The sequence below is a fragment of the Thioalkalivibrio sp. ALgr1 genome, assembly GCF_000378285.1.
Lineage (GTDB): Bacteria > Pseudomonadota > Gammaproteobacteria > Ectothiorhodospirales > Ectothiorhodospiraceae > Thioalkalivibrio.
Window position 1 is genome coordinate 104,039 of the sequence record NZ_KB905135.1, and the last position, 25,299, is coordinate 129,337.

General features: G+C 66.4%; 26 protein-coding genes and 1 other RNA gene. 11 read left to right on the forward strand and 16 right to left on the reverse strand.

Going from position 1 to position 25,299, the window contains the following annotated elements:
* Window positions 1-19: 19 nt before the first annotated feature.
* From F466_RS0109910 to F466_RS0109920, 3 genes are all read right to left on the reverse strand, one after another.
* Window positions 20-793 (reverse strand): DUF1295 domain-containing protein, encoded by a 774-nt coding sequence (locus F466_RS0109910; protein ID WP_018994044.1) that lies wholly within the window; start codon window positions 791-793, stop codon window positions 20-22.
* A 5-nt stretch (window positions 794-798) separates the two neighbouring features.
* The gene (locus tag F466_RS0109915; protein WP_018649316.1) at window positions 799-1,836 is read right to left on the reverse strand and encodes a cyclopropane-fatty-acyl-phospholipid synthase family protein; all 1,038 of its coding nucleotides are present in this window, start codon (window positions 1,834-1,836) and stop codon (window positions 799-801) included.
* Window positions 1,837-1,901: 65 nt separating this feature from the next.
* A complete protein-coding gene (locus F466_RS0109920) occupies window positions 1,902-5,579 on the reverse strand; it encodes a hydantoinase B/oxoprolinase family protein (protein WP_026296447.1) in 3,678 nt (1,225 codons plus the stop codon).
* Between the two features lie 93 nt (window positions 5,580-5,672).
* Between F466_RS0109920 and F466_RS0109925 the strand changes: the two genes are divergently transcribed.
* Complete coding sequence (locus F466_RS0109925) at window positions 5,673-6,800, forward strand: metal-dependent hydrolase (RefSeq protein ID WP_018994046.1); 1,128 nt, start codon at window positions 5,673-5,675, stop codon at window positions 6,798-6,800.
* 14 nt (window positions 6,801-6,814) lie between these two features.
* The gene (locus F466_RS0109930) at window positions 6,815-7,132 is read left to right on the forward strand and encodes a hypothetical protein (protein ID WP_018175493.1); all 318 of its coding nucleotides are present in this window, start codon (window positions 6,815-6,817) and stop codon (window positions 7,130-7,132) included.
* A gap of 296 nt (window positions 7,133-7,428) precedes the next feature.
* On the opposite strand, the gene dapB is transcribed toward F466_RS0109930, so the two are convergent.
* Together dapB and prmB are read right to left on the reverse strand one after the other, a co-directional pair.
* A complete protein-coding gene (dapB, locus tag F466_RS0109935) occupies window positions 7,429-8,223 on the reverse strand; it encodes a 4-hydroxy-tetrahydrodipicolinate reductase (protein ID WP_018994048.1) in 795 nt (264 codons plus the stop codon).
* Between the two features lie 43 nt (window positions 8,224-8,266).
* Entirely contained in the window at window positions 8,267-9,154 is an 888-nt protein-coding gene (gene prmB, locus F466_RS0109940) for a 50S ribosomal protein L3 N(5)-glutamine methyltransferase (protein ID WP_018175491.1), read from the reverse strand.
* Between the two features lie 78 nt (window positions 9,155-9,232).
* Between prmB and asd the strand changes: the two genes are divergently transcribed.
* The gene (asd, locus tag F466_RS0109945; RefSeq protein ID WP_018994049.1) at window positions 9,233-10,087 is read left to right on the forward strand and encodes an archaetidylserine decarboxylase; all 855 of its coding nucleotides are present in this window, start codon (window positions 9,233-9,235) and stop codon (window positions 10,085-10,087) included.
* 927 nt (window positions 10,088-11,014) lie between these two features.
* On the opposite strand, the gene orn is transcribed toward asd, so the two are convergent.
* Window positions 11,015-11,581: an oligoribonuclease gene (orn, locus tag F466_RS0109950; protein WP_018138496.1), complete on the reverse strand. Its 567-nt coding sequence runs from the start codon at window positions 11,579-11,581 to the stop codon at window positions 11,015-11,017.
* 138 nt (window positions 11,582-11,719) lie between these two features.
* On the opposite strand from orn, the gene F466_RS0109955 reads away from it, so the two are divergent.
* From F466_RS0109955 to rsgA, 3 genes are all read left to right on the forward strand, one after another.
* A complete protein-coding gene (locus tag F466_RS0109955) occupies window positions 11,720-12,025 on the forward strand; it encodes a cytochrome c (RefSeq protein WP_018138495.1) in 306 nt (101 codons plus the stop codon).
* Window positions 12,018-12,353: a 4a-hydroxytetrahydrobiopterin dehydratase gene (locus tag F466_RS0109960; RefSeq protein ID WP_018138494.1), complete on the forward strand. Its 336-nt coding sequence runs from the start codon at window positions 12,018-12,020 to the stop codon at window positions 12,351-12,353. The genes F466_RS0109955 and F466_RS0109960 overlap by 8 nt, the downstream gene beginning before the upstream one ends.
* 75 nt (window positions 12,354-12,428) lie before the next feature.
* On the forward strand, window positions 12,429-13,274 hold the full coding sequence (rsgA, locus tag F466_RS0109965; RefSeq protein WP_018138493.1) for a ribosome small subunit-dependent GTPase A: 846 nt from the start codon (window positions 12,429-12,431) through the stop codon (window positions 13,272-13,274).
* A 10-nt stretch (window positions 13,275-13,284) separates the two neighbouring features.
* Here the strand turns inward: rsgA and F466_RS0109970 are convergent, their stop codons facing one another.
* From F466_RS0109970 to ffs, 6 genes are all read right to left on the reverse strand, one after another.
* Window positions 13,285-14,106, reverse strand: coding sequence for a hypothetical protein (locus tag F466_RS0109970; RefSeq protein WP_018994050.1), 822 nt, complete (start codon window positions 14,104-14,106; stop codon window positions 13,285-13,287).
* A 104-nt stretch (window positions 14,107-14,210) separates the two neighbouring features.
* Entirely contained in the window at window positions 14,211-14,555 is a 345-nt protein-coding gene (locus tag F466_RS0109975) for a histidine triad nucleotide-binding protein (protein ID WP_012983218.1), read from the reverse strand.
* Between the two features lie 78 nt (window positions 14,556-14,633).
* Window positions 14,634-15,224, reverse strand: a complete 591-nt coding sequence (gene recR, locus F466_RS0109980; protein ID WP_018138491.1) for a recombination mediator RecR — start codon at window positions 15,222-15,224, stop codon at window positions 14,634-14,636.
* Between the two features lie 36 nt (window positions 15,225-15,260).
* Entirely contained in the window at window positions 15,261-15,587 is a 327-nt protein-coding gene (locus tag F466_RS0109985; RefSeq protein WP_018138490.1) for a YbaB/EbfC family nucleoid-associated protein, read from the reverse strand.
* 35 nt (window positions 15,588-15,622) lie between these two features.
* Window positions 15,623-17,383, reverse strand: a complete 1,761-nt coding sequence (gene dnaX, locus F466_RS0109990) for a DNA polymerase III subunit gamma/tau (protein ID WP_018994051.1) — start codon at window positions 17,381-17,383, stop codon at window positions 15,623-15,625.
* Window positions 17,384-17,469: 86 nt separating this feature from the next.
* Window positions 17,470-17,566: signal recognition particle sRNA small type (ffs, locus tag F466_RS13495), an RNA gene on the reverse strand.
* A 245-nt stretch (window positions 17,567-17,811) separates the two neighbouring features.
* Here ffs and F466_RS0109995 point away from each other — a divergent pair.
* On the forward strand, window positions 17,812-18,561 hold the full coding sequence (locus F466_RS0109995) for a glutathione peroxidase (protein WP_018138488.1): 750 nt from the start codon (window positions 17,812-17,814) through the stop codon (window positions 18,559-18,561).
* Between the two features lie 175 nt (window positions 18,562-18,736).
* On the forward strand, window positions 18,737-20,137 hold the full coding sequence (gene gorA, locus F466_RS0110000; protein ID WP_018994052.1) for a glutathione-disulfide reductase: 1,401 nt from the start codon (window positions 18,737-18,739) through the stop codon (window positions 20,135-20,137).
* A gap of 153 nt (window positions 20,138-20,290) precedes the next feature.
* Here the strand turns inward: gorA and F466_RS0110005 are convergent, their stop codons facing one another.
* The 3 genes from F466_RS0110005 to F466_RS0110015 form a co-directional block, all read right to left on the reverse strand.
* Window positions 20,291-20,923, reverse strand: a complete 633-nt coding sequence (locus F466_RS0110005; protein ID WP_018994053.1) for a porin family protein — start codon at window positions 20,921-20,923, stop codon at window positions 20,291-20,293.
* Window positions 20,924-21,219: 296 nt separating this feature from the next.
* Window positions 21,220-21,483, reverse strand: a complete 264-nt coding sequence (locus F466_RS0110010; protein ID WP_018994054.1) for a hypothetical protein — start codon at window positions 21,481-21,483, stop codon at window positions 21,220-21,222.
* 25 nt (window positions 21,484-21,508) lie between these two features.
* Complete coding sequence (locus F466_RS0110015; RefSeq protein WP_018138484.1) at window positions 21,509-21,724, reverse strand: CsbD family protein; 216 nt, start codon at window positions 21,722-21,724, stop codon at window positions 21,509-21,511.
* A 205-nt stretch (window positions 21,725-21,929) separates the two neighbouring features.
* Between F466_RS0110015 and F466_RS13500 the strand changes: the two genes are divergently transcribed.
* The gene (locus F466_RS13500; protein ID WP_012983227.1) at window positions 21,930-22,094 is read left to right on the forward strand and encodes a DUF1328 domain-containing protein; all 165 of its coding nucleotides are present in this window, start codon (window positions 21,930-21,932) and stop codon (window positions 22,092-22,094) included.
* Between the two features lie 62 nt (window positions 22,095-22,156).
* On the opposite strand, the gene F466_RS0110025 is transcribed toward F466_RS13500, so the two are convergent.
* Window positions 22,157-22,909: a Crp/Fnr family transcriptional regulator gene (locus tag F466_RS0110025; protein ID WP_018138483.1), complete on the reverse strand. Its 753-nt coding sequence runs from the start codon at window positions 22,907-22,909 to the stop codon at window positions 22,157-22,159.
* A gap of 190 nt (window positions 22,910-23,099) precedes the next feature.
* On the opposite strand from F466_RS0110025, the gene F466_RS0110030 reads away from it, so the two are divergent.
* Both F466_RS0110030 and F466_RS0110035 read left to right on the forward strand, forming a co-directional pair.
* A complete protein-coding gene (locus F466_RS0110030; RefSeq protein WP_018138482.1) occupies window positions 23,100-24,977 on the forward strand; it encodes a DUF294 nucleotidyltransferase-like domain-containing protein in 1,878 nt (625 codons plus the stop codon).
* Window positions 24,978-25,032: 55 nt separating this feature from the next.
* Window positions 25,033-25,296: a DUF4212 domain-containing protein gene (locus F466_RS0110035; RefSeq protein ID WP_018138481.1), complete on the forward strand. Its 264-nt coding sequence runs from the start codon at window positions 25,033-25,035 to the stop codon at window positions 25,294-25,296.
* Window positions 25,297-25,299 lie beyond the last annotated feature (3 nt).

Sequence of the window (25,299 nt, forward strand, 5' to 3'; positions counted from 1 at the left end):
GCGACGGATCGGTGTTTCCTTAAGATCGTGGCGGACCCGGGATCAGCGTATTGGTGCGCCGCGCATAGTCCGCATAGCCCGGCCGCGAGGCATGCAGACGTTTTTCCAGTAACGTGACGCCCGACACACGCAGGATCAGCACGATCATCAGGATCGCCGAGGGCACCGCCCACCAGCCCCCGGCGGCCAGCGCGAGCAAGCCGTAGCCCACCCAGACGACGATCTCGCCGAAGTAGTTCGGGTGCCGACTGTAGCGCCATAAACCCTGGTCCATGACCTTGCCCCGCCTTGCAGGATCGCCCCGGAAGCGCGCCATCTGCGCGTCCGCGACCGATTCATACAGCGTGCCCAGCACCCAGACCGACGCGCCCAGCGCCGCCAGCGGCCACCAGATGCTTGCGGCATTCGTCACCGCCAACATCGGCAGGCCGATTACGGCCACCAGCGCACCCTGCAGCCAGAAGATCGTGACCAGGCTGCGCGCGGCGAAGGCCCGGTCCGACAGCCCCTCGCGCATGTCGGTATAGCGCCCGTCCTCGCCGTGACCCCAGTTGCGCCAGGTAATGAACAGCGACAGCCGCAGACCCCACACCAGCACCGGGATCGCGATCCAGAGGCCCTGCGACGGCCAGCCCGCAAGCCCCCACCAGACCAGCGTCACGACCACGAAGCCCAGGCCCCAGAAACGGTCGACCAGGCTGGCGTCGTGGCGCCATACGCTGCCGGCCCAGACCAGGGTCATCAGGCCCATGCTGGCCAGAAGCCCCCAGAGAAACGCCATCAGTGTCTCCATCGCGATCAGTCTCCCGGCCGTTCGAACAGCACATGGGAGACGAACCACTCGTCGCCGCCGCCGTAGTCGAACAGCTCCGCGCAGGCCATGTAGAAGATCCGCCAGCGCTGGAACCAGAGTGCCGCCTGCTGTGCGCCATAGGCCGTCTCGAACAGGGGCATCAGCGTGTCGCGGGCACGATCCTGGCGGGCCAGCCACCCATTGAGCGTGCGGGCATAGTGCTGCCCACCGACGCGCCACTGGCGGATCACACGCAGGTCCTCCTGAAAGTGCCGCGCGAGGTCGTCCGACGGCATCAGGCCGTCGCGGAAGAAGTACCGCCCCATCCAGTCATGCTCGCCCTCGGACTCGAACACATAGGCGTGCTCTCGATGGGCGAACACATGCATGAAGAAGCGCCCGCCGGGATTGAGCCACCCGGCAATGCGCCGCAGCAGTTCCGGCCAGTTGCGCATATGCTCGAACATCTCGATCGAGACCGCCCGGTCAAAGCCCGGCGACGGCGGGGCGAACGTGTTCATGTCCGCGGTCAGGACCTCGAGATTGGCGAGCCCGAGGTCATCGCGGCGGGCCTCGATAAAGGCCCGCTGGGTATTGGAGTTCGAGACGGCCGTAATCTCTGCGCCAGGGTACTGCTCGGCCATCCACAGCGACAGCGACCCCCAGCCGCAGCCCAGTTCCAGCACCCGCTGGCCATCGGCAATCCCGGCGCGCTCGCAGGTCAGGTGCAGCATCGCCTCTTCGGCCGCATCGAGGCTGTCGACGCCCTCCGGCCACCAGGCGCTGGAGTACTTGAGGCGCGGGCCCAGGCAATGCTCGAAGTAAGCGGTGGGGATCTCGTAGTGCTGCTCGTTGGCAATATCGGTGGACAGGGCAACGGGAGAAGCGCGCATGGATTCGATCAGGGCGTAGCGCCGCTCCATGGTCTCCTCGGCCGTGCCGGAGACCTCTGCCAGGCGCTCCGCCAGCAGCAGGCGGATCCCCGCACGCACCAGCATATCCGGCACGCGTCCCTGCTCCGCCCATTTCATCATCTGCTGCATGCCGCATCTCCCCCTGAGTCCCAGATGGACCCCGGGAAATGTGCCCGGTTCCCGCGATTCAACGCCTACGCATCGCTGCGACGGTCTCCGTAGCCACCGCCGCCGGGTGTGCGTATCTCGATCGCATCCCCTGGCTCTACATGGCGGCGATCGCAGGCGGACATCGGTTCGCGCGTGCCGTCGGCGCGCAGGATCGCATCCTCCCCCGGCGCACCCGGCCCGCCACCGGCGATCCCGAACGGCGGCACCCGGCGACGGTTGGACAACAGCACGACCTCCATCGCCTGGTCGAACCCGAGCCGGCGGATCACTCCATCACCGCCCGGATAATGCCCCTGCCCCCCTGAGCCGCGGCGGTAGGCGAAGCGCTCCACCCGCACCGGGAAGCGGCTCTCCAGCACCTCGGGGTCGGTCAGCCGCGAGTTGGTCATGTGGGTCTGCACCGCGCTGGCCCCGGCGTAACCCGGCCCCGCGCCGGCCCCTCCGGCGATCGTCTCGTAGTACTGGTAGTCGGCATTGCCGAAGGTCAGGTTGTTCATCGTGCCCTGGGCCGCCGCCTGCACCCCCAGCGCCCCGAACAGGGCATCGGTGACCACCTGCGAGGTCTCGACATTGCCGGCCACCACCGCGGCGGGCGGCGCCGGGTTCAGCAGGCCGTCCTCCGGAATGACCAGGTCGACCGGCGTCAGGCAGCCATCGTTCAGCGGGATCGCATCCTCCAGCAGGGTACGCAGTACATACAGCACCGCCGCGCGCACGATGGAGCTCGGCGCGTTGAAGTTGTCCCCGCGTACCGCGCTGGTACCGGTGAAGTCGATGCGCAGGCGCCGGTCGGCGGGATCGGGGGCGACCTGTACCCGCACCTCGGCGCCGTTGTCCATCGCATACGCGAACGTGCCGGCCTCGAGCTGCGGGATCAGCCGTTCCACCGCCTCGGCCGCGTTGTCCAGCACGTGGCCCATATAGGCTGTCACCATGGCCGCGCCGTACTCATCCAGGAGCCGGCCCAGCTCCTCCAGTCCCTTGCGGTTGGCCGCGACCTGGGCCTCCAGGTCGGCGAGGTTCTGATCGGGGTTGCGCGTCGGCCACACGCCCTCTCCGAGCAGTGCACGCAGGTGGTCGCTGTCGAACACCCCGTCGCGCACCAGCCGGGTGGGCGGGATCAGCACACCCTCCTCCTCAAGACGGGTGGAGAACGCGGGCATGGAGCCCGGGGTAATGCCGCCGACATCGGCGTGATGCCCGCGCGAGGCGACGAAGAACGCGGGGGCACCGGCCGCTGCAGACGGGTCTTCGGTCACCTGTTCACCCCCATCCAGGAACACGGGCGTGACCACGGTGATGTCCGGCAGGTGGGTGCCGCCGTTGTAGGGGTCGTTCAGCACGAAGGCATCGCCCGGGCGCAGGTCGCCGGCGAACGCCTCCACCACCGCGCGCACGCTGGCCCCCATGGAGCCGAGATGAACGGGCATGTGCGGGGCATTGGCGACCAGACGGCCCTCGGTGTCGAACAGTGCACAGGAGAAATCCAGGCGCTCCTTGATGTTCACCGAGTGCGCGGTGTTGCGCAGGGTGAAGCCCATCTGGTCGGCGATCGCCATGAAGCGGTTGTTGAACACCTCCAGCAGGATCGGATCGCGCGGGACGGCCTCGGGGTTTGCTGGCGCCGTACCCGGACGCCGCGCGCTGCCCCGCTCGCGATCCAGCCGCAGGGTCCCGTCCGCCTCGATGCACCCGGCCCAGCCGGGCTCCAGCACCAGCGTCGCGGTCGACTCGATCACGATGGCCGGGCCGGCCAGGGTCATGCCGGGCTGCAGGGACTCGCGCCGGTACAGCGGCACATGGCGGTGTTCGCCGTCGATGACCATCGCGACCGTATCCGCCTCCGGCGCAGGACCCCGGGCCGCCGCTGCCGCCATGCGCTCCGATGCGGTCTCCCTCGGGGCGGCGATCGCCTCGGCCGTCGCGATCGCCACCACCAGCTCACGATCCGGCGGGGCAAAGCCGTAGCGCGCGCGGTAGGCCTCGGCAAAGGCCGCCATCAACGCCGCGGGCTCGCCCGCCGGGACCTCCAGCGCGGTGTCCGAACCGGCCAGGCGCAGATGCAGCCGCCGCTCGATGCGCATGTCCTCCGCCGCCACACCCTGCTCCGCCAGCGCGGCGCGGGCGGCCTCGGCCTGTTCCGCCAGGGCGGACTCGATCGCCCCGGCATGCGGCTCGTCCAGCGGCCACTCCAGGCTGCGTTCGCGCAGGGCGCGCAACTCGCCCAGCCCCATGCCGTAGGCGGACAGCACGCCACCGAGCGGATGAAACAGGATATGCCGCATGCCCAGCTGCTCCGCCACGCGGCAGGCGTGCTGCCCCCCGGCGCCACCAAAACAGACCAGCGCATAACGCGAGACGTCATGCCCGCGCTGCACCGAGATGGTCTTGATCGCCTGGGCCATATGCTCCACCGCGATCTGCAGCGCCCCCTCGGCCAGACTCTCCGAGGTCGCGGGTTCCCCGGTCGCGGCCGCCACCGCGGCGGCCAGCTCCGCGAACTGTCGGCGCACCGGTTCCGGATCCAGCGGGCGGTCGCGATCCGGCCCGAACACCGCCGGGAAGTACTCCGGGCGCAGCCGCCCCAGCAGCAGGTTGCAGTCGGTCACGGTCAGCGGCCCGCCCTGGCCGTAGCAGGCAGGTCCGGGCTGGGCGCCGGCGGACTCCGGTCCCACGCGCAGACGGATGCCATCGAAGCGGCAGATCGATCCGCCCCCGGCCGCGACCGTATGGATATCGAGCATGGGCACACGCAGCCGCGCACCGGCCACCTCGCTCTCCTGGCGGCGCTCCAGCGCCCCCGCCAGATGCGCGACATCGGTAGAGGTGCCCCCCATGTCGAAGGTGATCAGGCGTTCGAAGCCGAGCGGACCGGCGGTCTTGAGTGCCCCGACGATCCCTCCGGCCGGCCCCGACAGGATCGCGTCGCGCCCGCGAAACCGGGCCGCGTCCACCAGCCCGCCATGCGACTGCATGAACCGCAGGGGTACACGGCCCAGCTCACCCGCCACCTGTTCGACATAACGGCGCAGCACCGGCGAGAGATAGGCGTCGACCACCGTGGTTTCGCCGCGCGGGATCAGCTTGATCAGCGGGCTGGTCGCGTGGCTGGTCGCGACCTCGGTGAACCCCAGTTCGCGCGCCAGCGAGGCGATCGCCTGCTCGTGTGCCGGGTAGCGATAGCCATGCAGACAGACGATGGCCACGCAGTGGATGCCGTCTGCCAGCGCCGCCTGCAGCCGCGGCCTCAGCGCGTCCAGATCGACCGGGATGAGGACCTCGCCGGCCGCATTCACCCGTTCGTGCACCGGCTCCACCCGTGCGTAGACCGGGGACGGCAGGTGGATCTCGCGGGCGAAAAGATCGGGGCGCGCCTGATGGCCGATCGCCAGCGCATCCTCCAGCCCCTCAGTGATCACCAGGAGTGTGGGCTCCCCCTTGCGCTCGAGCAGGGCGTTGGTGGCCACGGTCGTGCCCATGCGCACCTCGTGTACCACGCCCTCCGGAATGGGTGCTTCGGCCGGGAGCTCCAGCAGATCGCGAATCCCCTGCACGGCCGCATCGCGGTAGGCCTCCGGGTTCTCCGACAGCAGTTTGCGGGTGTGCAGGCGCCCCGCCGGATCACGTGCGACCAGGTCGGTGAACGTCCCGCCCCGGTCCACCCAGAAATGCCAGTCTTTCGCCGCTGTGGCTTGAGTCATGTCCACCGCTCTGGTTTGATCGCCCGAACTCGCGCCCCGTGACCCGGTCGCAGGCTCGTAATTCACGGGCCTTAAACAAAGGAATTATCGCGCATGGACCCCATTACCCACGCCAGTCTCGGCGCCGTGATCGGCGGCCTCACCCTCGGCTCCCGCCTGGGGCGCAAGGCCGTGGTACTGGGCGCCGGTGTCGCGCTGCTGCCCGACCTGGACGCGTTCATAGCTTACGGGGACGCGGTATCGGAGTTCATCCACCACCGGGGCTTTACGCACTCCTGGCTGGTGCAGTTGCTGGTGGCCACCGGCGTCGCGGGGCTGCTCGCCAAGGTCCCGGCAACGCGGGAAATCGGCTTTGGCCGCTGGTGGCTGTTCTTCTTCCTGATCTGGGCCACCCACTCGCTGAACGACCTGCTGACCACCTACGGCACCCAGGTACTCTGGCCATTGCCAGTCGGCCCCCTGTCCACGGGCTCGATCTTCGTGATCGACCCGTTCTACACCCTGCCGCTGCTGGTCGCGGCGATCGGCGCGCTGTTCTACCGCTTCGCCCCGCGCCTGCTGGTCGCCGGGCTCGTACTCTCGACCGTCTATGCCGGCTCCGGCCTGGCATTGAAGGCCTGGATCGACCACCGCATCCAGCCCGTGCTGGCGGCGATGGAGCTGGAAGAGCAACCGCGAATGGTCCAGCCGACCCCGTTCAACCTGCTGCTGTGGCGTGTCACCGTGATCAACGGCGACGAGTTCCTGGATGCCTGGGTCGGCATCTTCGACGACCCGATCCGACCCGACTTCGAACGCTTCGAGCGCGGTGACCCGGAACTGCGCGAGGCCGCGCTGGCGCTGGAAGACGGGCAGCGCCTGCAGTGGTTCTCCGGCGACTTCCTGCGCTTTCATCGCACCGCGCATGACGAGGGCCCCGACCGGCTCGTGGTCACCGACATCCGCCTGGGGGTCCCCGGCTTCTTCCCGTTCGGCTTCGAGATCGCGGAGGAGCGCAACGGCGACTGGGAGCCCATCACCTCGCGCCAGGTCGGCGAACTCCCCCGGCGCGACAGCCTCGACGCCCTCGGCGGCATGCTGCAGCGGATTGTCGATCCCGAGGGTGCGCCCTGCATTATGGACCTGGGCGATCCGGCCTACGCGATCACCGAGCCGCCCCCGCGCTGCCGCATGGGTGGCCGCACATCGCCTCCCGCCGGGGGCGCGCACGACATGCCGTGAGCCAGGACGAAGCCATGACGCCCGGGGTGCCCGGCCCGCCACCGGCCTGCGGGCTGTGCGGCCGGTCGATGGACGACCTGACGCGGCATCACCTGATCCCGCGCAAGCAGCACCGCCGCAAGCGCATCCGGCGCCTGTTCAGTCGGAGCGAGCGCGAACAGCGAATCCTCTGGGTCTGCCGCCCCTGCCACGACCACATCCACAAGCACTTTGACGAGCAGACCCTGGCCGAGCGCCTGAACACCGCGGAGGCACTGCTCGCCGAGCCGGTCGTGCAGGACTTCGTCGTCTGGATCGCGCGCCACCCGCCCGGCTTCAAGCCGCGCAGCTAGGGAGACGCTGACTTAATCGCACGTCCGCGCTCGAGTCGCTTTTGCGTGCGAACAAGGCGCGGTGACTGCCGTGCAGTCATTCTGCACAAAGGAGCCGCAACGCTGTGCGCGCGCAAAAGCGGCCGAGCCCCTGCGTTCAATGGCTTGTGGGGTTGGTGCCCCCTGTTCCCCGATCCTTCGTTGCGCCGCTTGCGGGTAGAACCACTACCCGCTGCGCGACGCGCCTTGTCTCGGAAAACAGGGGGCACCAACGCGGACGTGCGATTAAATCAGCGTCTCCCTAAAGCAGCTGGATCTTAGAGCTCCCGCAGCCCCAGTACGTCCTGCATGTCGTACAGGCCGTGTTCGGCACCAGCCAGCCATACCGCCGCACGCACCGCCCCCGAGGCGAAAATCCCGCGGTTGGAGGCCTTGTGGGTGATCTCGATGCGTTCCCCCTCGCCGGCGAACAGCGCGGTGTGTTCGCCCACGATGTCGCCGGCACGCACGGTCGCGAACCCGATGGTGCGCCGGTCACGCGCCCCGGTCTGGCCCTCGCGGCCGTAGACGGCGTCGTGCTCCAGGTCGCGCCCCAGGACCTCGGCCACCACCCGGCCGAGCTTCAGGGCCGTGCCCGAGGGGGCATCCACCTTGTGCCGGTGGTGCGCCTCGAGGATCTCGACATCCACGCTGTCGCCCAGTGCGCGGGCGGCCAGCTCGACCAGCTTGAAGGTCAGGTTCACCCCGACGCTCATGTTCGGCGCATAGACGATGCGCATCGCCCCGGCCGCGTCTCGCAGCCGCTGCTCCTGCGCGGCATCCAGGCCCGTGGTACCGATCACCAGCGCCTTGCCGTGCGCGCGGCACAGCTCCAGGTGCTGCATGGTCGCCTCAGGGCTGGTGAAGTCGATCAGGACATCGAAGTCATCGGCCACGGTCGCCAGGTCCTCGACCAGCTGGACCGAGGCCGCCGACCCCACGGAGGTACCGAGACGCTCGCTGCCCGGTCGTTCGCTCGCCGCCCCCAGCGTGCCTCCGGGGTGATCCTCGACGGCCTGCACCAGGTTCTGCCCCATGCGCCCGGCGGCGCCCGCCACTGCCACTCGAATCATTGCCGTGTTTCCTTCGTTTCTGTTCATTCCCAGCCCGCGAAGACTACGGAAGATCCCGGGCATACGCGAGGAAGACCCCGTGGCCACCGGATTCGAACTCCAGCCAGATCAGCGGCAGATCCGGGAAGGCCTCCTCCACCGCGGGCTGGCTGTTGCCGACCTCGACGATCAGCGCGCCGTCCTCGGTCAGATGGCGGCGCGCATCGGCCAGGATGCGGCGCACGATGTCGAGCCCGTCCTCGCCCGCAGCCAGGCCCAATTCGGGTTCGTGGCGGTACTCTTGCGGCAGCTCGGCCATGTCGCGGGCATCAACATAGGGCGGATTGCTCACGATCAGGTCGTAGCGATCCTCCGTCCCCAGCGCATCGAAGACATCGGAGTGCCGCACCTGCACGCGGTCACCGACGCCATGGCGCTCGATGTTGCGCGCTGCGATGGCCAGCGCCGGTTCGGAGACATCGCTCAGATCGACCTGTGCCTGCGGCAGGGCCAGCGCCGTGGCGATACCGATGCAGCCGCCGCCCGTGCACAGATCCAGCACCCGCTCCACCGAATCGGCCTCGATCCACGGTTCGAAACCGACCGCGATCAGCTCCGCCAGGGGCGAGCGCGGCACCAGCACGTGTTCGTCGACAAAGAAAGGCAGCCCGGCAAACCAGGCCTCGCCGGTCAGATAGGCCGCTGGCTTGCGGGTCTCGATGCGCGTGCGCAGCACCGCAATCACCCGCGTGCGTTCGGCCTCGCTCAGGTTCGACGACCACCAGCTCTCGGGCAGATCCAGCGGCAGATGCAGCGTATGCAGCACCAGCCAGGCGGCCTCGTCGAAGGCGTTGTCCGTCCCGTGGCCGAAGCTCAGCCCGGCCGCGCGAAACTGGCTCGCGCCAAAGCGGATGAAGTCGCGCAGCGTGCGCAGTCCTGTGGTGGATTCCATTTGGGCCTTTCCCATTGGCGTGGGGGCCGTCATCATACCGGCTCGCTTTCGTCCCGTGCGCCCGAACCGAGTATTCCAATGAGTGCCCTAGACCCCTGGCTGGCCCGAGCTTCCCACCTGCTGCCGCAGCATGCGCTGTCGCGGGTGGTGCACCGCCTGGCCCGCATCGAGAGCCCGCGCGTTCAGCCACTGCTGCGCTGGTTCGTGCGCCAGTACGGGCTGAACATGGACGAGGCGGCGGAGCCCGACATCGGGGCCTACCCCAGCTTCAATGCCCTGTTCACACGGGCGCTGCGCGAGGACGCCCGCCCCCTGGCGGGTGACGACAACACGGTCGTGAGCCCCGCCGACTCGCGGGTCAGCGCGGCCGGGCGCATCGAGGCCGGCCAGATCTTTCAGGCCAAGGACCACCACTATACGGTGCGGGAGCTTCTGGGCGGGGAGGAAGACCTTGCCGAACCGTTTCGCCATGGCCATTTCGTAACGCTCTATCTGTCGCCGCGGCATTACCACCGGCTGCACATGCCGTTGACCGGCACGCTGACCCACATGCTGCATGTGCCCGGCCGGCTGTTCTCGGTCGCGCCGCGCATCGTGCGCCATGTCCCGCGCCTGTATGCCCGCAACGAGCGCGTGGTGGCCTGCTTCGACACGCATTTCGGGCCGATGGCCGTCGCCCTGATCGGGGCCCAGAACGTCGGCTCGATCGAGACGGTATGGGCGGGCGAGGTGACGCCACCGGCCGGACAGCCCTACAGCTGCAGCGAATACCCGGATCGCGAGATCACGCTCGAGCGCGGGGCCGAGATGGGGCGCTTCAACCTCGGCTCGTCGGTGGTGCTGCTGTTGCCGGATCATCCGCTGGAGCTGGGCGCGCACCTGACGCCGGAGACCGAGGTGCAGGTTCGCGGCGCCCTCGGCCGTTTCTACTAGCCTCCGCCTCCCGGCCGGTTTCCGCACCAGTGCCTTACTATGCAACCCCGCCTGTGGTCAGTTGCCAGCGCCGTTGAGGCTGGGCCTGGTTCGGCATCCGGGGTTTACGTGCCTTCGGTCCGCATACTGCCGTGCGCTCACTCGCGAGCGCGCCGCGAGGTACTTTCTTGCTTGCCCAAGAAAGTACCCAAAGAAGGGCACCCGGATTCCGCCCGGGAACCTTGCTCCAGGGCCCTCGGGCCGGCGGCGCTGAAACTCGCTACGCCTTCCGGCTTCTCTCAGACAGTCAGCGCCCCGTGTCTATTTTGAATCGTCCGGCCCGAGGACCCTTCCGCAAGGGGCTTCATACGGGGGGATAAGGTCAAGACAACGGCTGGCCTGACGTTCGTGCCAATGGATGGAGGCAAGGTGTCCCGACATCCTGGGCACGCGCGGCCTGCGGCCCTGGCGTGCCGCGCCCGCCAGCGGGCGCCAGACCCCATCGTAGGATGTGATGAGCGCAGCGAATCGCATCAGGGTTGCCCCAACGTCGGAACGGTGCGTTTCGCTGCGCTCAACCGCACCCTACAGCGCGGGACTTTTGGCAGGCGCTGGAGCGCCTTCTGTTTTGACCTACCCTCCCGATATGAGCCCCTTGTGGAGGGCGTGACAGGCCGGACGATTCATAATAGACACGGGGCGCTGACTGTCTGAGCGCAGCGAGTTTCAGCGCCGCCGGCCTGGCGCGTCCGGAGCAAGGTTCCCGGGCGAATCCCGGGCGTGTTTCTTGGTTACTTCTTTGCACGAGCAAAGAAGCCCGTTTTTGATTAACAACGGGCGCGGCGCGCTCGCGAGTGAGCGCTTGGCGGGCGGCGGACCGAAACCACCGTAAACACTGAAAGACGAACCAGGCCCAGCCTGAACGGCGCAGGGCGCGACGAAGCGCGATCAGTCGTGGGCGGCGGCGGGCGGCAGCTGGATGAAGTGTTCGCGGTAGACGCGAAGTTCGTCGATGGAGTCGCGGATGTCCTGCAACGCCTGGTGCGAGGCGTTCTTCTGCAGCTTCGAGAGCACGTCGGGGGCCCAGCGTCGGGCCAGCTCCTTGAGCGTGGAGACGTCCAGGTTACGGTAGTGGAAATAGGCCTCCAGCTCCGGCATCAGGCGCGCCATGAAACGCCGATCCTGACAGATCGAGTTCCCGCACATCGGCGAGGCCCCTTTCGGCACATAGTCGGACAGGAAGTCGATCGTCTCGCGTTCGGCGGCGGCCGCGTCCGTACTGCTGTGGCGGATGCGCTCGATCAGGCCGGAGGCCCCGTGCGTGCGCCGATTCCATTCGTCCATCGCATCCAGCACGTCGGCGGGCTGGTAGATCGCGAGGACCGGGCCCTCCGCCAGGATGTTGAGTTCCTTGTCGGTGACGATGGTGGCCACCTCGATGATTCGGTCGTTCTGGGGATCCAGGCCGGTCATCTCGAGATCGATCCAGATCAGGTTTTCGGCGCTCGCTGCCATGCCCGCTCCTTTCCTGTGCGCTCAAAGTCTATCATCATGGTCCAGGATGACGTTGTCCGTTTTGCTCACCTGCAACGCGGCCAAGGTCTCGGGGGCCATACGGCCCCGCCGGATCCATTCCCCACAAAGGAGGGAATCATGCGACTGATCATCTCAAGCCTTGCGGCCCTGGGCCTCGGTTTTTCGCTGGGCACCGCCCAGGCCGACGACATCCAGAAGGGCAAGAACCTGCATCAGGACAACTGCATCAGCTGTCATGCCGACATGGTCGGTGGCGACGGTACGGACCTGTACACGCGCGACAACCGGATCGTTGGCGACTATGACCACCTGGTCCGGCAGGTGAACAACTGCAACGCACAACTGGGCACCAACTGGTTCGACGACGAGATCGAGGCGGTGGTGGCCTACCTGAACGCGGAGTACTACCAGTTCGATGAGTGACCTGAAGACCAAGCACTGCCAAGCCTGTGAAGGGTTCACCGAGCCGATGTCGCGCGCGGACGCCGAGCGCGGCCTCGGCCAGCTGGACAGCCACTGGGGCATCGACGAGGCGGGCCGCAGCATCCAGCGCGGCTTCAAATTCAAGAACTTTCACGAGACGATGGCGTTCGTGAACGCGGTGGCCTGGATCGCCCATGTCGAGGATCACCACCCGGACATGGCGGTCGGCTACAACCGTTGCTCGGTGCAATTCTCGACGCACGCGGTGGGTGGCCTGACGGAGAACGACTTGATCTGCGCCGCCCGCATCGATGCGCTCTTTGACTAACAGCGTGACCAGCACGGCACCGGCTGGTCCGACCTCTTGAGCCGGGTCGGCCGGGTTCACGCCCGCCACAACCAGATGGCCGACATCGCGGCGCCGGCGAACGCGGTGCCGCGCCGCATTCGGCTGCACCGCCGGGTGAAGGATCTCGCCTGCGGTGATCGCGTGGAGATGGATGCGACCGGCGAGCAGGTTCAGCGGCGCCTGGCCCGGGACAATACCTTGGTGCGCCAGGACGGCTTTGGCCGGCGCAAGGTCATCGCGGCCAACATCGACACCGTCTGGATCGTGATCGCGCCCTCCCCGATGCCGGCGCGGTACTTGATCGACCGTTTCCTGGTTGCGGTATACAACCTCCCCGCACGGCCACGGATCCTGGTGAACAAGCAGGACGCGGGACCCGCCAACACGGGGGACTGGCTGGCCCCTTACGCTCACCTGGACCTTGACCCCCTGCATGTCAGCGCCCGCAGTGGGTACGGGCTGTCCGCCCTCGCCGAGGCCGCCCGGGGGCATACCAACATCCTGATCGGACAGTCCGGGGTGGGCAAATCCTCGCTGATCGCCGCGCTGCTGGAGCGCCACGGCAGCGGTGATATCAAGCTTCCGGAAACGGGAGATCTCGCGGTGTCCGGCGAGGGCCGCCACACGACGGTCACGGCACAGTGGTATTCATTGACAGGGGGTGGCGCCTGGATCGACTCGCCGGGCGTGCGCGACTTTACGCCGGAACTGGAATCCATCGATGCGCTGGTGCGCGGGTTTCCGGATATCGAAGCGCTTGCCGACAATTGCCGATTTCGCAATTGTCGGCACCAGTCCGAACCCGGCTGCGCGGCAAGGGAGGCCGTCGATCAAGGCACTCTGCCCGTGGCACGGCTCGAGGCCTGGACCGCCCTACTGGGGACGCTGGAGAAACGCTAGGGGAAGGCGACTAGAACGTCAGCCCCATCTCCACGCCGACCACCGACGACGAAGAGTCGCGAGTACTCTCGAAATCGAGGCGATCGGACATCCAGTCGCTTGAGGTGTTCAGCGAGTAGTCGTCGTAATACAGGCTCAGCGACAACTCGGACTGATTCTGCAGGCGCAGGCGACTGTCGAGGCTGAGATACCCCGCGCTGCGACCCAACTCGCGATGACGGCCCCCGTAGCCGAAGCCGAGGGCATCGTCTCCACTCGTCAGTGACTGGCGCACGCCGACACGGAACTGGCTGTCAAAGCGGCCAGACCCGGACGCAAAGGTGGGGCCGAAGCTGAGGTCGGTGAAATAGGCCGTGGATTCAGTCTCCGGGCCCAGGTCCGACCAGCCCGGACGAGTCTCCATACCAACCCCCAGGTTCAAGCCATAACCAAAGCCCGCGCCCAGCTGCTGGTGGTAAGCCCCTTCCACCTCGAACAGGCGGCTGGAGAGGACGCCCATACCGGTCTCGTCACCCGGAAGGCCACCAGTGGTCTCGGTGCGCAGCGTCAGTTGATAGCGCCAGTCGCGACTCGCCGAGGCGGGTTCCGGATCGGTCATCGGCAGGACGTTGGGCGCGGAGCGGGCCGCGCCACCGATCGGCTCCATGCCCACCGGGTCCACCACGGTCCCGCTCTCGGATTCGTACTCGGCTTCTTCCTCGACGCGATCCGGCCCACCAAGCGTCGACTCGGTGCTGGTGGGGGTATACGTCAGGGAATAGCGATCGTCGGCATGCGCCACACTGGTGGCGGCCACTCCGAACAAGACGGCCAGTGCCAGCGCGACCGGCACACGCGCAGGCGCCAGCTGCGGGCTGTTGCCCCGCGCTGCTTGCCTGGCTTCACCGTGATGATTCCGTCGCGTCACGCCGCATCGTCCGTGTTGTGTTGTCTCGATCAGCCCGGGGGCCAGCTCAGCGCGCGACCGCCCAGTACGTGCATGTGTACATGGTAGACCGTTTGCCCGCCGTCTTGGTTGCAGTTCATCACGGTTCGATAACCGTTTTCCGCAAATCCGCGATCGCGTGCAATCTGTGCCGCCACGTGCGCCATGTGCCCAATCACCGGGGCCGTCTCGGCGGTCAGTTCGTTCAGGGTGGCGATGTGCTGTTTCGGGATCACCAGCACATGCGTCGGGGCCTGAGGATTCAGGTCTTCAAAGGCCAGGACCTGGTCGTCCTCGAACACGACCTTCGCCGGGATCTCCCCCGCGACGATCTTGCAAAAGATGCAGTCAGCCATCATGTTCTCCTAAACGACGCGCGGGTTTATATCAGGAAACGGTAATGCATTCAATGCATCCCGAAAACCTGATCCCGATCAGTAATCGCGGCGCCCCGACAAGGCATGCGCCAGGGTCCCCGCATCGATGTACTCGAGCTCGCCCCCGGTCGGCACGCCCTGCGCGATGCGCGTAGCGCGAATGCCGTGGCGCGCCGCCATTTCCGCGAGGTAGTGCGCGGTGACCTCGCCCTCGACCGAGGTATTGGTCGCCAGGATCAGCTCGCGTACGCCCTCTTCCTGCAAGCGCGTCTCCAGCTGATCCAGCCCCAGCTCTTCGGGACCAATGCCATCCAGCGGCGACAACCGCCCGAGCAACACGTGGAAACGGCCGGCAAAGTCGGTCGCCGACTCGATGGCCATCACATCGCCCGGGCTCTCGACCACGCAGATCACGCCCGGGTCGCGCTCGGGATCCGCGCAGCGAGGACATACCTCTGCGGTGGTCAAGGTACGGCACACCTGGCAGTGCCCGACGCGCTCGACCGCCTGATCGACGGCCCGTGCCAACCGGCGCGCACCGTCGCGGTCGCGCTCCAGCAGGTGCAGCGCCATACGCCGCGCGGACTTGGCACCGACACCCGGCAGGCAGCGCAGCGCCTGCACCAGTTCGTCGAGTTCAGCGTCCATCGCGCGCAGCGCCGGTTCCGACCCAGGGAGACGCGATCAGAACGGCAGCTTCATCCCGGCCGGCAGGCCCATACCTTCGGTCAGGCTGCCCATGCGCTCCTGGGTGGTGGACTCGACCTTCTGCACGGCGTCATTGATGGCCGCGGCCACCAGGTCCTCGATCATGTCGCGGTCGTCCTCCAGCAGGCTGGGGTCGATCTTGACCCGGCGCACCGCGTACTTGCCGGTCATGAGCACACTCACAAGACCGCCGCCTGCCTGGCCCTCGATCTCCATTTCGGCCAGCTCCGCCTGCATCTTCTGCATGTCTTCCTGCATCTTCTGGGCCTGCTTCATCAGGCCACCCATGCCACCTTTCATCATGATTTCGCTCTCCTGCCCTGCGCCTTGCGCAGGGGTTATCGTTCAATCGATTGCGACGCGGACGGCTCATCACCCGCACGGTCCTCGCGAATGCGTACCGCGCCCAGTTCGGCCCCGAAGGCCTCGCCCAGGGCCTGTACCACCGGATCCTCGCGCATCGCCGTTTCGGCGCTAGCCTGACGTTCCGCTGCGTCTGCCGCAAGCCGTGCAGCGGGCGTGGCTTGCGAGGGTTGTGTCTGGTCGACAATCTCCAGCCGCACCGAGTGCCCGAGGCGTTTCTCCAGGGCCTCCTTCAGGCGCGTACGGGTTCGATCGGTATAGAGCGTACCCGGGGCTACGGCGATCACGACGCTTTCGTCATCCAGTTGCTGCAATTCGCCATGCAGCGCGAGTTCGCGCACCGTGCCGGTCGGCAGACCTTCGGCAAAGCGATGCCAGTCAAAAGGCCCGGAATCCGGCTCCGGGGGCATGACAGGCTTGGCATCCCGGGGTGGCGGCGCAGACTCGGCCGGCCCGGTATCCGGGCCGGGATCCGGCTCGCGCACCCGCTCCTGAACCCGCTCGGGCGGCGGCTCCGGGATGGGGGGCGGAGCCGACCGCGCCGTGGTGTCGGGCCGGGCCATGGCCGAACCCGCACTCGGGCCAGCTTGCGGTGCGGCCGGGGCCCCGCCCTGGCGCTCGACGGGCACGACCCCTTCGCCGGGCCCTTCCGGCCGAAAGGCCAGCAGACGCAACAGGGTCATCTCCACGCCCATCTGCGCATCCGGCGCCCAGGGCAGATCGCGGGCTCCATGGATCAGGATCTGGTAGGTCAGCTGCAGGGTTTCCGGATCCACCCGAGCTGCGGTCTCGCGCGCCCAGCGTTCGGCGGCATCGTCACCGTCCGCGCCGGCGGCACTGCGAACCAGCTGCTCCACGGCCACGCGATGCACCAGGGCCGCCAGCTCGTCCAGCAGGCGGGACCAGTCAGGCCCCAGCCCCGTAAGCTCCTGCAGACCCTGCATCAAGCCCGGACCATCACCGGAAAACGCCGCGTCCAGCAGGCCGGTCAGGCGGGTTCGCGGCAGCAGGCCCAGCATGTCGCAGGCATCGGACTCGGTCAGGCGATCGCCGCCGTAGGCGATGGCCTGGTCAGTCAGGCTCAGCGCGTCGCGCATGGAACCCTCGGCCGCCTCGCCCAGGCGCAGCAGCGCGCCCGGTTCGGCCTGCAAGCCTTCGGCCTCGAGGATGCGCGTCAGGTGCTCGGCGATCAGCGCCGGCGGCATCGGCTTGAGATTGAACTGAAGGCAGCGCGACAGCACGGTGACCGGCAGCTTCTGCGGATCAGTCGTGGCGAGCAGGAACTTCACGTGATCCGGCGGCTCTTCCAGCGTCTTCAACAGGGCGTTGAAGCTCTTCTCGGAGAGCATGTGCACCTCATCGATCAGGTACACCTTGAAACGCCCCGCCGTCGGGGCATAGGAGACGTTGTCCAGCAGCTCGCGGGTGTCGTCCACGCGGGTACGGGACGCGGCATCGACCTCGATCAGGTCGAGATGCCGGCCCTCGGCGATCTCCACGCAGGAACGGCACTCACCGCAGGGGGTCGGGGTAACACCCGTCTCGCAGTTCAGACAGCGCGCGAGGATGCGGGCGATCGTGGTCTTGCCCACGCCGCGCGTCCCGGCGAACAGGTAGGCATGGTGCAGACGATCCCCGCTCAGGGCATTGGCCAGAGCACGCACCACATGCGGTTGCCCGACCAGGTCCTCGAAACGACCGGGACGCCACTTGCGGGCCAGAACCTGGTGACTCATGCCTCCCCCGTCAGTGCAGTCTTTCGCGAGCCCGCGTGCGGGGCCATCACCGCAGGAGTCGGGGCCGCAGGGAAAAGGGTGGTGGCCCGCACCCGCCACACCCCGGCGCCCGACGCAGCTGCTACCGTTGCTCCCTTCCGGGCCTGGCGGGATTCACAACCTGTCGTCGCGAGGGGACTGATACGGACCACCATAACGCGGTCCTCGAATCGAGGCGAACTCGAATCGGGGTGGCAAGCTTCCGGGTTTGGCCGGGTGACGTCAAGCATACACAATAGCCGAAAACTAATGATACAATAGAAACATAAAACTGGATCAATCGATGGCCAGGCCTTACCTTGGGTCCCGTAGCCGGGAACTACCCCGGCCGAAAAGAAATCTTCATCCCTGACTGACAAGCAAGCGCCATTTAATTAAGGAGAGTATTTATGGAACTCGAAAATCGCGAAGGCCAGCGCGTCCCGGAAGTCACCTTCCGCTGCCGCAAGGACAACGACTGGAACGACGTACGCTCGGAAGACCTGTTCAAGGGTCGCAACGTGGTCGTTTTCGCCCTGCCGGGCGCGTTCACCCCGACCTGCTCCTCGGCCCACGTGCCGCGCTACAACGAGCTGGCGCCGGTGCTCAAGAAGCACGGCATCGACGAGATCGTCTGCATCTCGGTCAATGACGGCTTCGTGATGGAGGCCTGGCAGGCTGACCAGCAGGCCGACCGCGTGACCTTCATCGCCGACGGCAACGGCGAGTTCACCGAGCAGATGGGCATGCTGGTCGACAAGAGCGACCTCGGCTTCGGCCACCGCTCCTGGCGCTACTCCATGCTGGTGCGTGACGGTGTGATCGAGAAGCAGTTCATCGAGCCGGACGAGCCGGGCGACCCCTTCGTGGTCTCCGACGCCGACACGATGCTCGCCCACGTCGCCCCGGACGCGGCCTGCCCCGAAGACGTGGTCGTCTTCACCAAGCCCGGCTGCCCGTACTGCGCCAGTGCCAAGGAGATGCTCGAGAACGCCGGTCTCGACTACGAAGAGATCGTGCTGGGCCGCGACGCCAGCCTGCGCAGCCTGCGCGCCGCCACCGGTGCGATGACCGTCCCGCAGGTATTCGTGGGCGGCCACCGCATCGGCGACTCGGAAGATCTCCAGGAGTGGATCTCCCGCGAGAAGAAGGCGGCGTAACCCCGCCTGCCGGGTCGGGTCCTTGTGACCCGTCCCCGGTGGTCACCCTGTGGGGTGGCCATCCGTGTCCGGATGCCCGCACAGGCGGACGTCCGGACACGGATGGCAGACCCTGGCGACCGCGCGGAACGCGGTCGTTATGTACCATTTTCACCGAACCCTTCGAGGAACCGACATGGAACACTACGACATCATCGTGATTGGCGGCGGCAGTGGCGGCTTGGCCGTGGCGGAACGCGCCGCCCCGCACGGCGCGCGCGTCGCCGTGTTCGACCCGAAACCGCTCGGCGGTACCTGTGTGAACGAAGGCTGCGTGCCGAAAAAGCTCACCTGGTATGCCGCCGAGCATGCTGCGCAGGCCCGTCAGGCGCACGAGTTCGGTGTCGATGTCGAGATCAAGGGCATCCGCTACATCGATCTGGCGAACCAGCGCCAGGCCATGCTGAAAGGCCTGAACCAGTTCTGGGCCGGGCACCTGGAGAAGCTGGGCGTGACCCACATCCCGGAACGCGCTCGCCTGACCGACAGGAACAAGGTGATCAGCGACAGCGGCACCGAATACACCGCCGAGCGGATCGTGCTGGCGATGGGCGGTGCCCCGATCGTGCCGCCGCTGGAAGGGGCCGAACTGGGCGCGACCTCCGACGACTTCTTCGAGTGGACCGAACTGCCGGAATCCATCGCCGTGATCGGCGCCGGTTACATCGGCCTGGAGATGGCCGGCATGCTGCGCTCCATGGGCGTGAAGACCGACGTGGTTGCGATGGAGGACCGCGTGCTGGAGATGTTCGACCCGATGGTCTCGCAGGCGCTTGATCAACACATGGAGTACCAGGGCATCGACCGCCACCTGGGCGTGAAGGTCGCCGGCCTGGGCGGCAAGCCCGGCGCCGTGACCGTCCAGCTCGAGGGCGGCCAGGAACTGGGCCCGTACGAGAAAGTGCTATGGGCCGTTGGCCGCAAGCCGGCCACCGCTGACATGGGGCTGGAAGACGCCGGTGTCAAACTGGCCCGCGATGGCACCGTCCCGGTGGATGAGTGGCAGGCGACCAGCGTCGACGGCATCTATGCCCTGGGCGACATCATAGGCAAGGGTCCGCTGACCCCGGTTGCCATCGCGGCCGGTCGCCGACTGGCAGATCACTGGTATGCCCCGGAGACGAACCCTGTGCCCGTGGACTACGACCAGATCCCGACGGTCACCTTTACCCACCCGACCGCCGGCATGGTCGGGCTGACCGAGCCGCAGGCCGTGGAGCGCTTCGGTGATTCAGTGCGCATCTACGAGACCCAGTTCGGCGGCCTGGACCGCGCCTTCGCCAAGGGCGAGGTGCCGCCCGTCGCGATGAAGCTGGTCTGCGCCGAAGAGAATGAAAAAGTCGTCGGCATCCACATGATTGGTGCCCATGTAGACGAGATGCTGCAGGGCTTTGCCGTGGCCGTGCGCATGGGCGCCACCAAACGCGACCTGGACCTGACCATTCCGCTGCACCCCACCAGCGCCGAGGAACTGGTGACCCTCAAGGAGGCCCGCCCGGGTCGCCAGCAGGGCCTGGCCAAGGCCAAGGCCGCTTGACAGGCAGCTGGTCGCAAACGGCAAAACGCCGCCCCTGTGCAAAGCGCCGGGGCGGCGCGCCTGTGTTGCCCAGGGTCATGGCGAAACGATCCGGCAAGCCGGATCGGCTTGCTCGCCGATACCCGTCAGGCTTGTTTAGCGTCCTTCACTCCCCTAGAAGCGCCAGCCCAGCGACGCGGTAAAGGCGTCCATCTTGTAGTCGCTGTCGAAGTCATAGCGCTCGTATTCCGCGCGAATCATGAACGCGTTCAGATTGACCTGCATGCCGACACCATAGACCGGATCGAAACCGTCCTGACTGCGCAGCGTACGGCCCTCGTCTCCCAGGTTGCCGCGCACGTCCGCATCCCACTTGGCCGCGCCGACCTTCGCGAAGGCCTCTACATAGGGGCCAATCGGCAACTTCCCGAGCACACTGGCACCGTAGGCCGTCGAGCGGACGCTCGAATGGGCACCGTCCTGGTCGCCCCGCAGGTGCACCTCGCCCAGATCGGTATAGAAGCCCTCGACCGCGAGATAGCGATTGAAGTTGTAACCGACAAAGCCGCGCCAGACATTGTCGTCATCGTCGATGCTGTAGTCCGACGTCCCGGACCCAATAAAATCCGCGACCTCGTCGCTGTCATTCTTCAATGAGCTGAACCCCGTACCCAGACCCATATACAGGCCTGTGGTGCGGTCGCGCTCCTGCGTCGTACGGTCACGGTCCTGCTGTGCAAGCGCACTCTGGGAACCAAACAGGACGAGCGCCGATACTGCAACCCCGGCAGCCAGATAACGTTTCATCTTCATCTCCTTCTCATTTGCTAATCGTGCTTGAGGACGGCAAAGGAACGGAGATGATTCTTGATTCAATCCAGGCCACATGGAAGGCGCAATGGTTGAACCGATTCATAATTACACCGATATCTACATGCCCCGGTCATCAATCATTGACAAAGCGCACACCCACTTTGACTCAGGTTAAGGATAAAGTCAGGGATCAATCTAAAACGACCCATAAAAACAAAAAGGCTGGGGCGCGGATGACCACCCGCTCGTGGCCACCCGCGCCGCAGCCTTCTGGTTCAAACGACTACGGACTAATCGAAACGAATAGGGTTTCCGTCCCGGTGCTCGTCATAGTACTCGTCTTCGTATTGCTCCTCGTTTTCTTCTTCCTCACGCTGGATTTCGTCTTCGTCCTCACGCTGATCTTCGATCCAGCCGCGTGCCTCATCGCCCGATTCTTCAACGGCATCCACGGCGTCTTCTACCGTTTCTTCGAACGTTTCACCGGCATCATCCGCCGTATCCGAATCGGAACAGGCCGACAAAAACAGCAGGCCTGCCGCAGCCAGCCCCATCGCCACCCAACGAACAGCCGGGGTCTCAGGAGTCTTCTTCATTACGCACCTCGTCCATCAGTTCGTTGATCTTAGCGGCAATCTTTTCCTGGCTATCACCGTATTTCTCGCGAACCCGCGCGGCCAGCTCGTCCATATTGCCCTCGGCCTCGACTACCTCGTCATCGGTCAGGCGGCCCCATTCCTGTTTCAGCCGCGCCTTGAATCGTTCGCTGCGCCCCAGCATCTGATCTTTGTTCATACAGTTTCCCTTTGTTGAATGCGTCTGCATCACGCGGGCGGTAAAGCCTGAACAGACCGGATAACGATGGCATTAACCTGAAGCAAAAAGCTCCCCGGAAACGGGAAAAATGAGAACCGAGACACCCTGCGGGCGCTGGACCGCGCAAAAGCGCGGACCATGCCCTACACTTCAGGCGCGATTACAGCCAAAAAAGGAGTGGACGATGCTGGGATGGGCACTGATGTTCTTGATCGTCGGAATCGTAGCCGGCGTGCTGGGCCTGAGCGGGATCGCGGGCGCAGCGACCAATATTGCATGGATTCTTTTCGTGGTGGGCCTGATCCTGGCGGTCATCTTCTTCATCACGGGACGACGCCCCCCGCTATAGGCGCCCCGCTATAGACGTCTTTCTGGCACTGCAATCGCCCGGCCTTGAGCCGGGCGATTGCTTTATGAGGCTTCCTCCGCGCAACCGAGGCTTGCGCTTTTCACCCAGTTGGCTTCGCAGTCCAGATAGGCCTGGTTGAATCCGGAGAAGCGTACCAGTCCGTCCATATCCTTGATTCGGATGGCTCCGTCTTCCGTGCTAATGAGGTCCCGCTTGCGCAGCTGGCTGAACGATCGACTCACATGCACCGCGGACATGCCCAGCGCATCCCCGAGCACGCTCTGATTCATCGGGAGCCGTACCTCCTCGGACGGACGCTGCAGGCGCACTTTCATCTCGAGGAGAAAATGCGCGAGGCGCTCGGCCGCGGGCCGGCGGCCGATGTTGATGATGCGCTCCACCAGCATCGACTGTTCGCGCGCCAGGATCAGAAAGAACAGTGAAGCCAGACGCGGGGCCTGCTCGAACACCTCGGTCAACTGACGGCGGGGAAACGGGCAGGCCTCGATGTCCGTCAGCGCGACGAAGTCCGAGCGCGCCTCGTTGAACCCCATCTCGCGCAAGCCCAGGATTTGCCCCGGCAGGAAGATGTCCAGGACCTGACGCCGCCCATCGGCCAGGTCGCGTACCGCACAGGCCCAACCAGAACGCAATGTGTAGAAACGCTCGGCCTCCTCGCCAGCCGCACACAGGCAGGTCTGGGCGGCGTAACGCTTCGGGTCCTTCTCCAGTTGCAACAACAGGGCCTTCTCCTCGGGCACGAGGTCTGCAAACTGGTCAATCTGCTCGAGGATGCAACCTTGCGATACAGGCATCGCGGGCTCCTTTGTCTTCGCAAAAAGCGTTCATGTCACGCATCGAAACACCAGCGTTACCTTGCGTAACACCCGCAAGAAAGTCGTACATCCAAACGACTGATTCCCAATACTGTCCACTTATGGCGTGCTTTTTGCAGGTTGAAGGCCATTCTGTGATCCCGTTCACCCAGGGGAATGCGCCACCGCCATGACCGACGCGCTCGACAGCACCCGCGAGTTCCTCAGCGCCCACGCCCCGTTCGATCAGCTCGAACCCGACGCGCTGGAGTTCCTCGTACCGCGTCTGGAGAGTCGCTTCTACGCGCGCGGGGCCCGCATCACGGATCCCGATGCCGGACCGGCGCGCCGCTTTCACATCATCCGCCAGGGGCGCATCCGTGGCGAGACCCCCAGCGAAGACGAGCAACTCTCGGGCAAGGCGTGGGAACTGATCCCCGGCGAGTGTTTTCCGATCGGCGCCCTGCTCGGTCGCCGGGCCGTTCATACGGTACACCGAGCGGCCGAGGACACGGTATGCCTGGAGCTGGACCTGGAGGACTTCGACCGGCTGCGCACGCGCTCCCGCGTCTTCAATGACTTCTGCACGCGACGGCTGGCCAACCTGCTGGACCGCCTGCAACAGGGCCTCGACACCCTGTCCAGCCGTGACGGCGGCGCAGCCGGGCAATTGAATACCCCGCTCGCGCTGCGCATTGCCCGCGTCCCGGTGACCTGCCGTCCCGACACACACCTGCGCGAGGTGCTGACCACCATGCGCGACGAGCGCGTGGGCTCCGTGGTCGCGGTGGACGCCGAACAACGACCGGTGGGCATCTTCACCCTGCGGGACCTGCTGGCACGGGTCGCCCTGAAGGATGTCGACCTCGACACCCCGCTGGACGCGGTGATGACGCCCGAACCGGTCGCCCTGGAGGAAAGCGCGCCGGGCTTCGAGGGCATCGAGGCGATGACCGAACACGGGATGACGCATCTGTGCGTGGTACGCGACGGCCGCCTGGTCGGCGTGCTCGGCGAACGCGACCTGCTCACCAGTCAGCCCCTGACCCTGGACGGCCTGGTGCGCGAGATTCGCCGCGCCGACAGCGTGGCGGCCATTGCCGAACGGCTGCGCCAGGTCCCGCGCCTGATCGAGGCGGTCGTCGGCCAGGGGGCCGAGGCGGATCAGGTGCTGCGCCTGATCACGCGCCTGAACGAGCACGCCACGCGCCGCGTGCTGGCCCTGCTGCGCCCCCAATACGAGGCGATCGAAGGGATCGATTTCACCTGGCTGGCCTTCGGCTCCCAGGCGCGCGAGGAACAGGCGCTGGTCACCGACCAGGACAACGGCATCCTGTTCGATGCCGAGGCCGGCGATGCGGATGCGGTCCGCGAGCGCCTGCTGCCCTACGCCCGGGCCGTGAACGAGGCACTCGCCGAGTGCGGCTTCATGCTGTGCCCCGGCAACATCATGGCGGGCAATCCGGAGTGCTGCCTGAGCGGCCCGGAGTGGGATCGGCGCTTTACCCGCTGGATCGAGCAGGGCACGCCCGATCACCTGCTCAAGAGCACCATCTTCTTCGACCTGCGCGCGGTGGATGGCGACCACGGCCCGGTAGAGGCCCTGCGCACCCAGCTGCTGCAAAAGACCGCCTACAACAGCCGCTTCCGCCGCCAGATGGCGGCCAACCAGCAGGCCTTTCGCCCGCCGCTGGGGCTGTTCGGCGAGATCAAGAGCGGTGCGGACGGCATCGACATCAAGAAGCAGGGGCTGACCCCGTTCGTGGATGCGGCACGCGTGATCGCGCTGGCCGCCGAACTGCCGGCCACCCGCACCCACGAGCGTCTCGACCAGGCCGTCACCGCGGAGGTGATGCGCGAATCCGACGCGCGCGACTATCACGCCGCCCTGCGCTATCTGCAGATGCTGCGCCTGCGGGCCCAGCAAAAGGCGCTGCGAGAAGGACGCGACGACGACAACCGAATCCGGCCGGAGGAACTGGGCACCCTTGAGGGACGCATCCTCAAGGAATCCTTCCGGCAGGCCCGCAAGCTGCAAGGCCAGCTTGAAGTGCAGTACCAGCTGTGACGAATCGCATAGACGAGTCACAGCGAACAATAAAACCTATGAGAGGAGCTACGTCATGTCACAAGAAGACCTGAGCCGGCAGGCCTACTGGCGCGAGCATCTGCGCCTGTTGGCAATCTGCCTTGCCGTCTGGTTTCTCGTGTCCTTCGGGCTGGGGATCATTCTGGCCGCACCGCTGAACGCGTTCTCGATCGGCGGGTATCCGCTGGGCTTCTGGTTCGCCCAGCAGGGCGCGATCTACACCTTCATCATCCTGATCTTCGTTTATGCCTGGCGCATGAACGTCCTGGATCGCAAGTACAACGTCCACGAGGAGTAAGCC

Excerpts from the sequence above, each read along its gene's own strand:
- F466_RS0109910 (WP_018994044.1), bottom strand. The coding sequence starts at position 793 with ATGGAGACACTGATGGCGTTTCTCTGGGGGCTTCTGGCCAGCATGGGC.
- F466_RS0109915 (WP_018649316.1), bottom strand. The coding sequence starts at position 1,836 with ATGCAGCAGATGATGAAATGGGCGGAGCAGGGACGCGTGCCGGATATG.
- F466_RS0109920 (WP_026296447.1), bottom strand. The coding sequence starts at position 5,579 with ATGACTCAAGCCACAGCGGCGAAAGACTGGCATTTCTGGGTGGACCGG.
- F466_RS0109925 (WP_018994046.1), top strand. The coding sequence starts at position 5,673 with ATGGACCCCATTACCCACGCCAGTCTCGGCGCCGTGATCGGCGGCCTC.
- F466_RS0109930 (WP_018175493.1), top strand. The coding sequence starts at position 6,815 with ATGACGCCCGGGGTGCCCGGCCCGCCACCGGCCTGCGGGCTGTGCGGC.
- dapB (WP_018994048.1), bottom strand. The coding sequence starts at position 8,223 with ATGATTCGAGTGGCAGTGGCGGGCGCCGCCGGGCGCATGGGGCAGAAC.
- prmB (WP_018175491.1), bottom strand. The coding sequence starts at position 9,154 with ATGGAATCCACCACAGGACTGCGCACGCTGCGCGACTTCATCCGCTTT.
- asd (WP_018994049.1), top strand. The coding sequence starts at position 9,233 with ATGAGTGCCCTAGACCCCTGGCTGGCCCGAGCTTCCCACCTGCTGCCG.
- orn (WP_018138496.1), bottom strand. The coding sequence starts at position 11,581 with ATGGCAGCGAGCGCCGAAAACCTGATCTGGATCGATCTCGAGATGACC.
- F466_RS0109955 (WP_018138495.1), top strand. The coding sequence starts at position 11,720 with ATGCGACTGATCATCTCAAGCCTTGCGGCCCTGGGCCTCGGTTTTTCG.
- F466_RS0109960 (WP_018138494.1), top strand. The coding sequence starts at position 12,018 with ATGAGTGACCTGAAGACCAAGCACTGCCAAGCCTGTGAAGGGTTCACC.
- rsgA (WP_018138493.1), top strand. The coding sequence starts at position 12,429 with ATGGCCGACATCGCGGCGCCGGCGAACGCGGTGCCGCGCCGCATTCGG.
- F466_RS0109975 (WP_012983218.1), bottom strand. The coding sequence starts at position 14,555 with ATGGCTGACTGCATCTTTTGCAAGATCGTCGCGGGGGAGATCCCGGCG.
- recR (WP_018138491.1), bottom strand. The coding sequence starts at position 15,224 with ATGGACGCTGAACTCGACGAACTGGTGCAGGCGCTGCGCTGCCTGCCG.
- F466_RS0109985 (WP_018138490.1), bottom strand. The coding sequence starts at position 15,587 with ATGATGAAAGGTGGCATGGGTGGCCTGATGAAGCAGGCCCAGAAGATG.
- dnaX (WP_018994051.1), bottom strand. The coding sequence starts at position 17,383 with ATGAGTCACCAGGTTCTGGCCCGCAAGTGGCGTCCCGGTCGTTTCGAG.
- F466_RS0109995 (WP_018138488.1), top strand. The coding sequence starts at position 17,812 with ATGGAACTCGAAAATCGCGAAGGCCAGCGCGTCCCGGAAGTCACCTTC.
- gorA (WP_018994052.1), top strand. The coding sequence starts at position 18,737 with ATGGAACACTACGACATCATCGTGATTGGCGGCGGCAGTGGCGGCTTG.
- F466_RS0110005 (WP_018994053.1), bottom strand. The coding sequence starts at position 20,923 with ATGAAACGTTATCTGGCTGCCGGGGTTGCAGTATCGGCGCTCGTCCTG.
- F466_RS0110010 (WP_018994054.1), bottom strand. The coding sequence starts at position 21,483 with ATGGGGCTGGCTGCGGCAGGCCTGCTGTTTTTGTCGGCCTGTTCCGAT.
- F466_RS0110015 (WP_018138484.1), bottom strand. The coding sequence starts at position 21,724 with ATGAACAAAGATCAGATGCTGGGGCGCAGCGAACGATTCAAGGCGCGG.
- F466_RS13500 (WP_012983227.1), top strand. The coding sequence starts at position 21,930 with ATGCTGGGATGGGCACTGATGTTCTTGATCGTCGGAATCGTAGCCGGC.
- F466_RS0110025 (WP_018138483.1), bottom strand. The coding sequence starts at position 22,909 with ATGCCTGTATCGCAAGGTTGCATCCTCGAGCAGATTGACCAGTTTGCA.
- F466_RS0110030 (WP_018138482.1), top strand. The coding sequence starts at position 23,100 with ATGACCGACGCGCTCGACAGCACCCGCGAGTTCCTCAGCGCCCACGCC.
- F466_RS0110035 (WP_018138481.1), top strand. The coding sequence starts at position 25,033 with ATGTCACAAGAAGACCTGAGCCGGCAGGCCTACTGGCGCGAGCATCTG.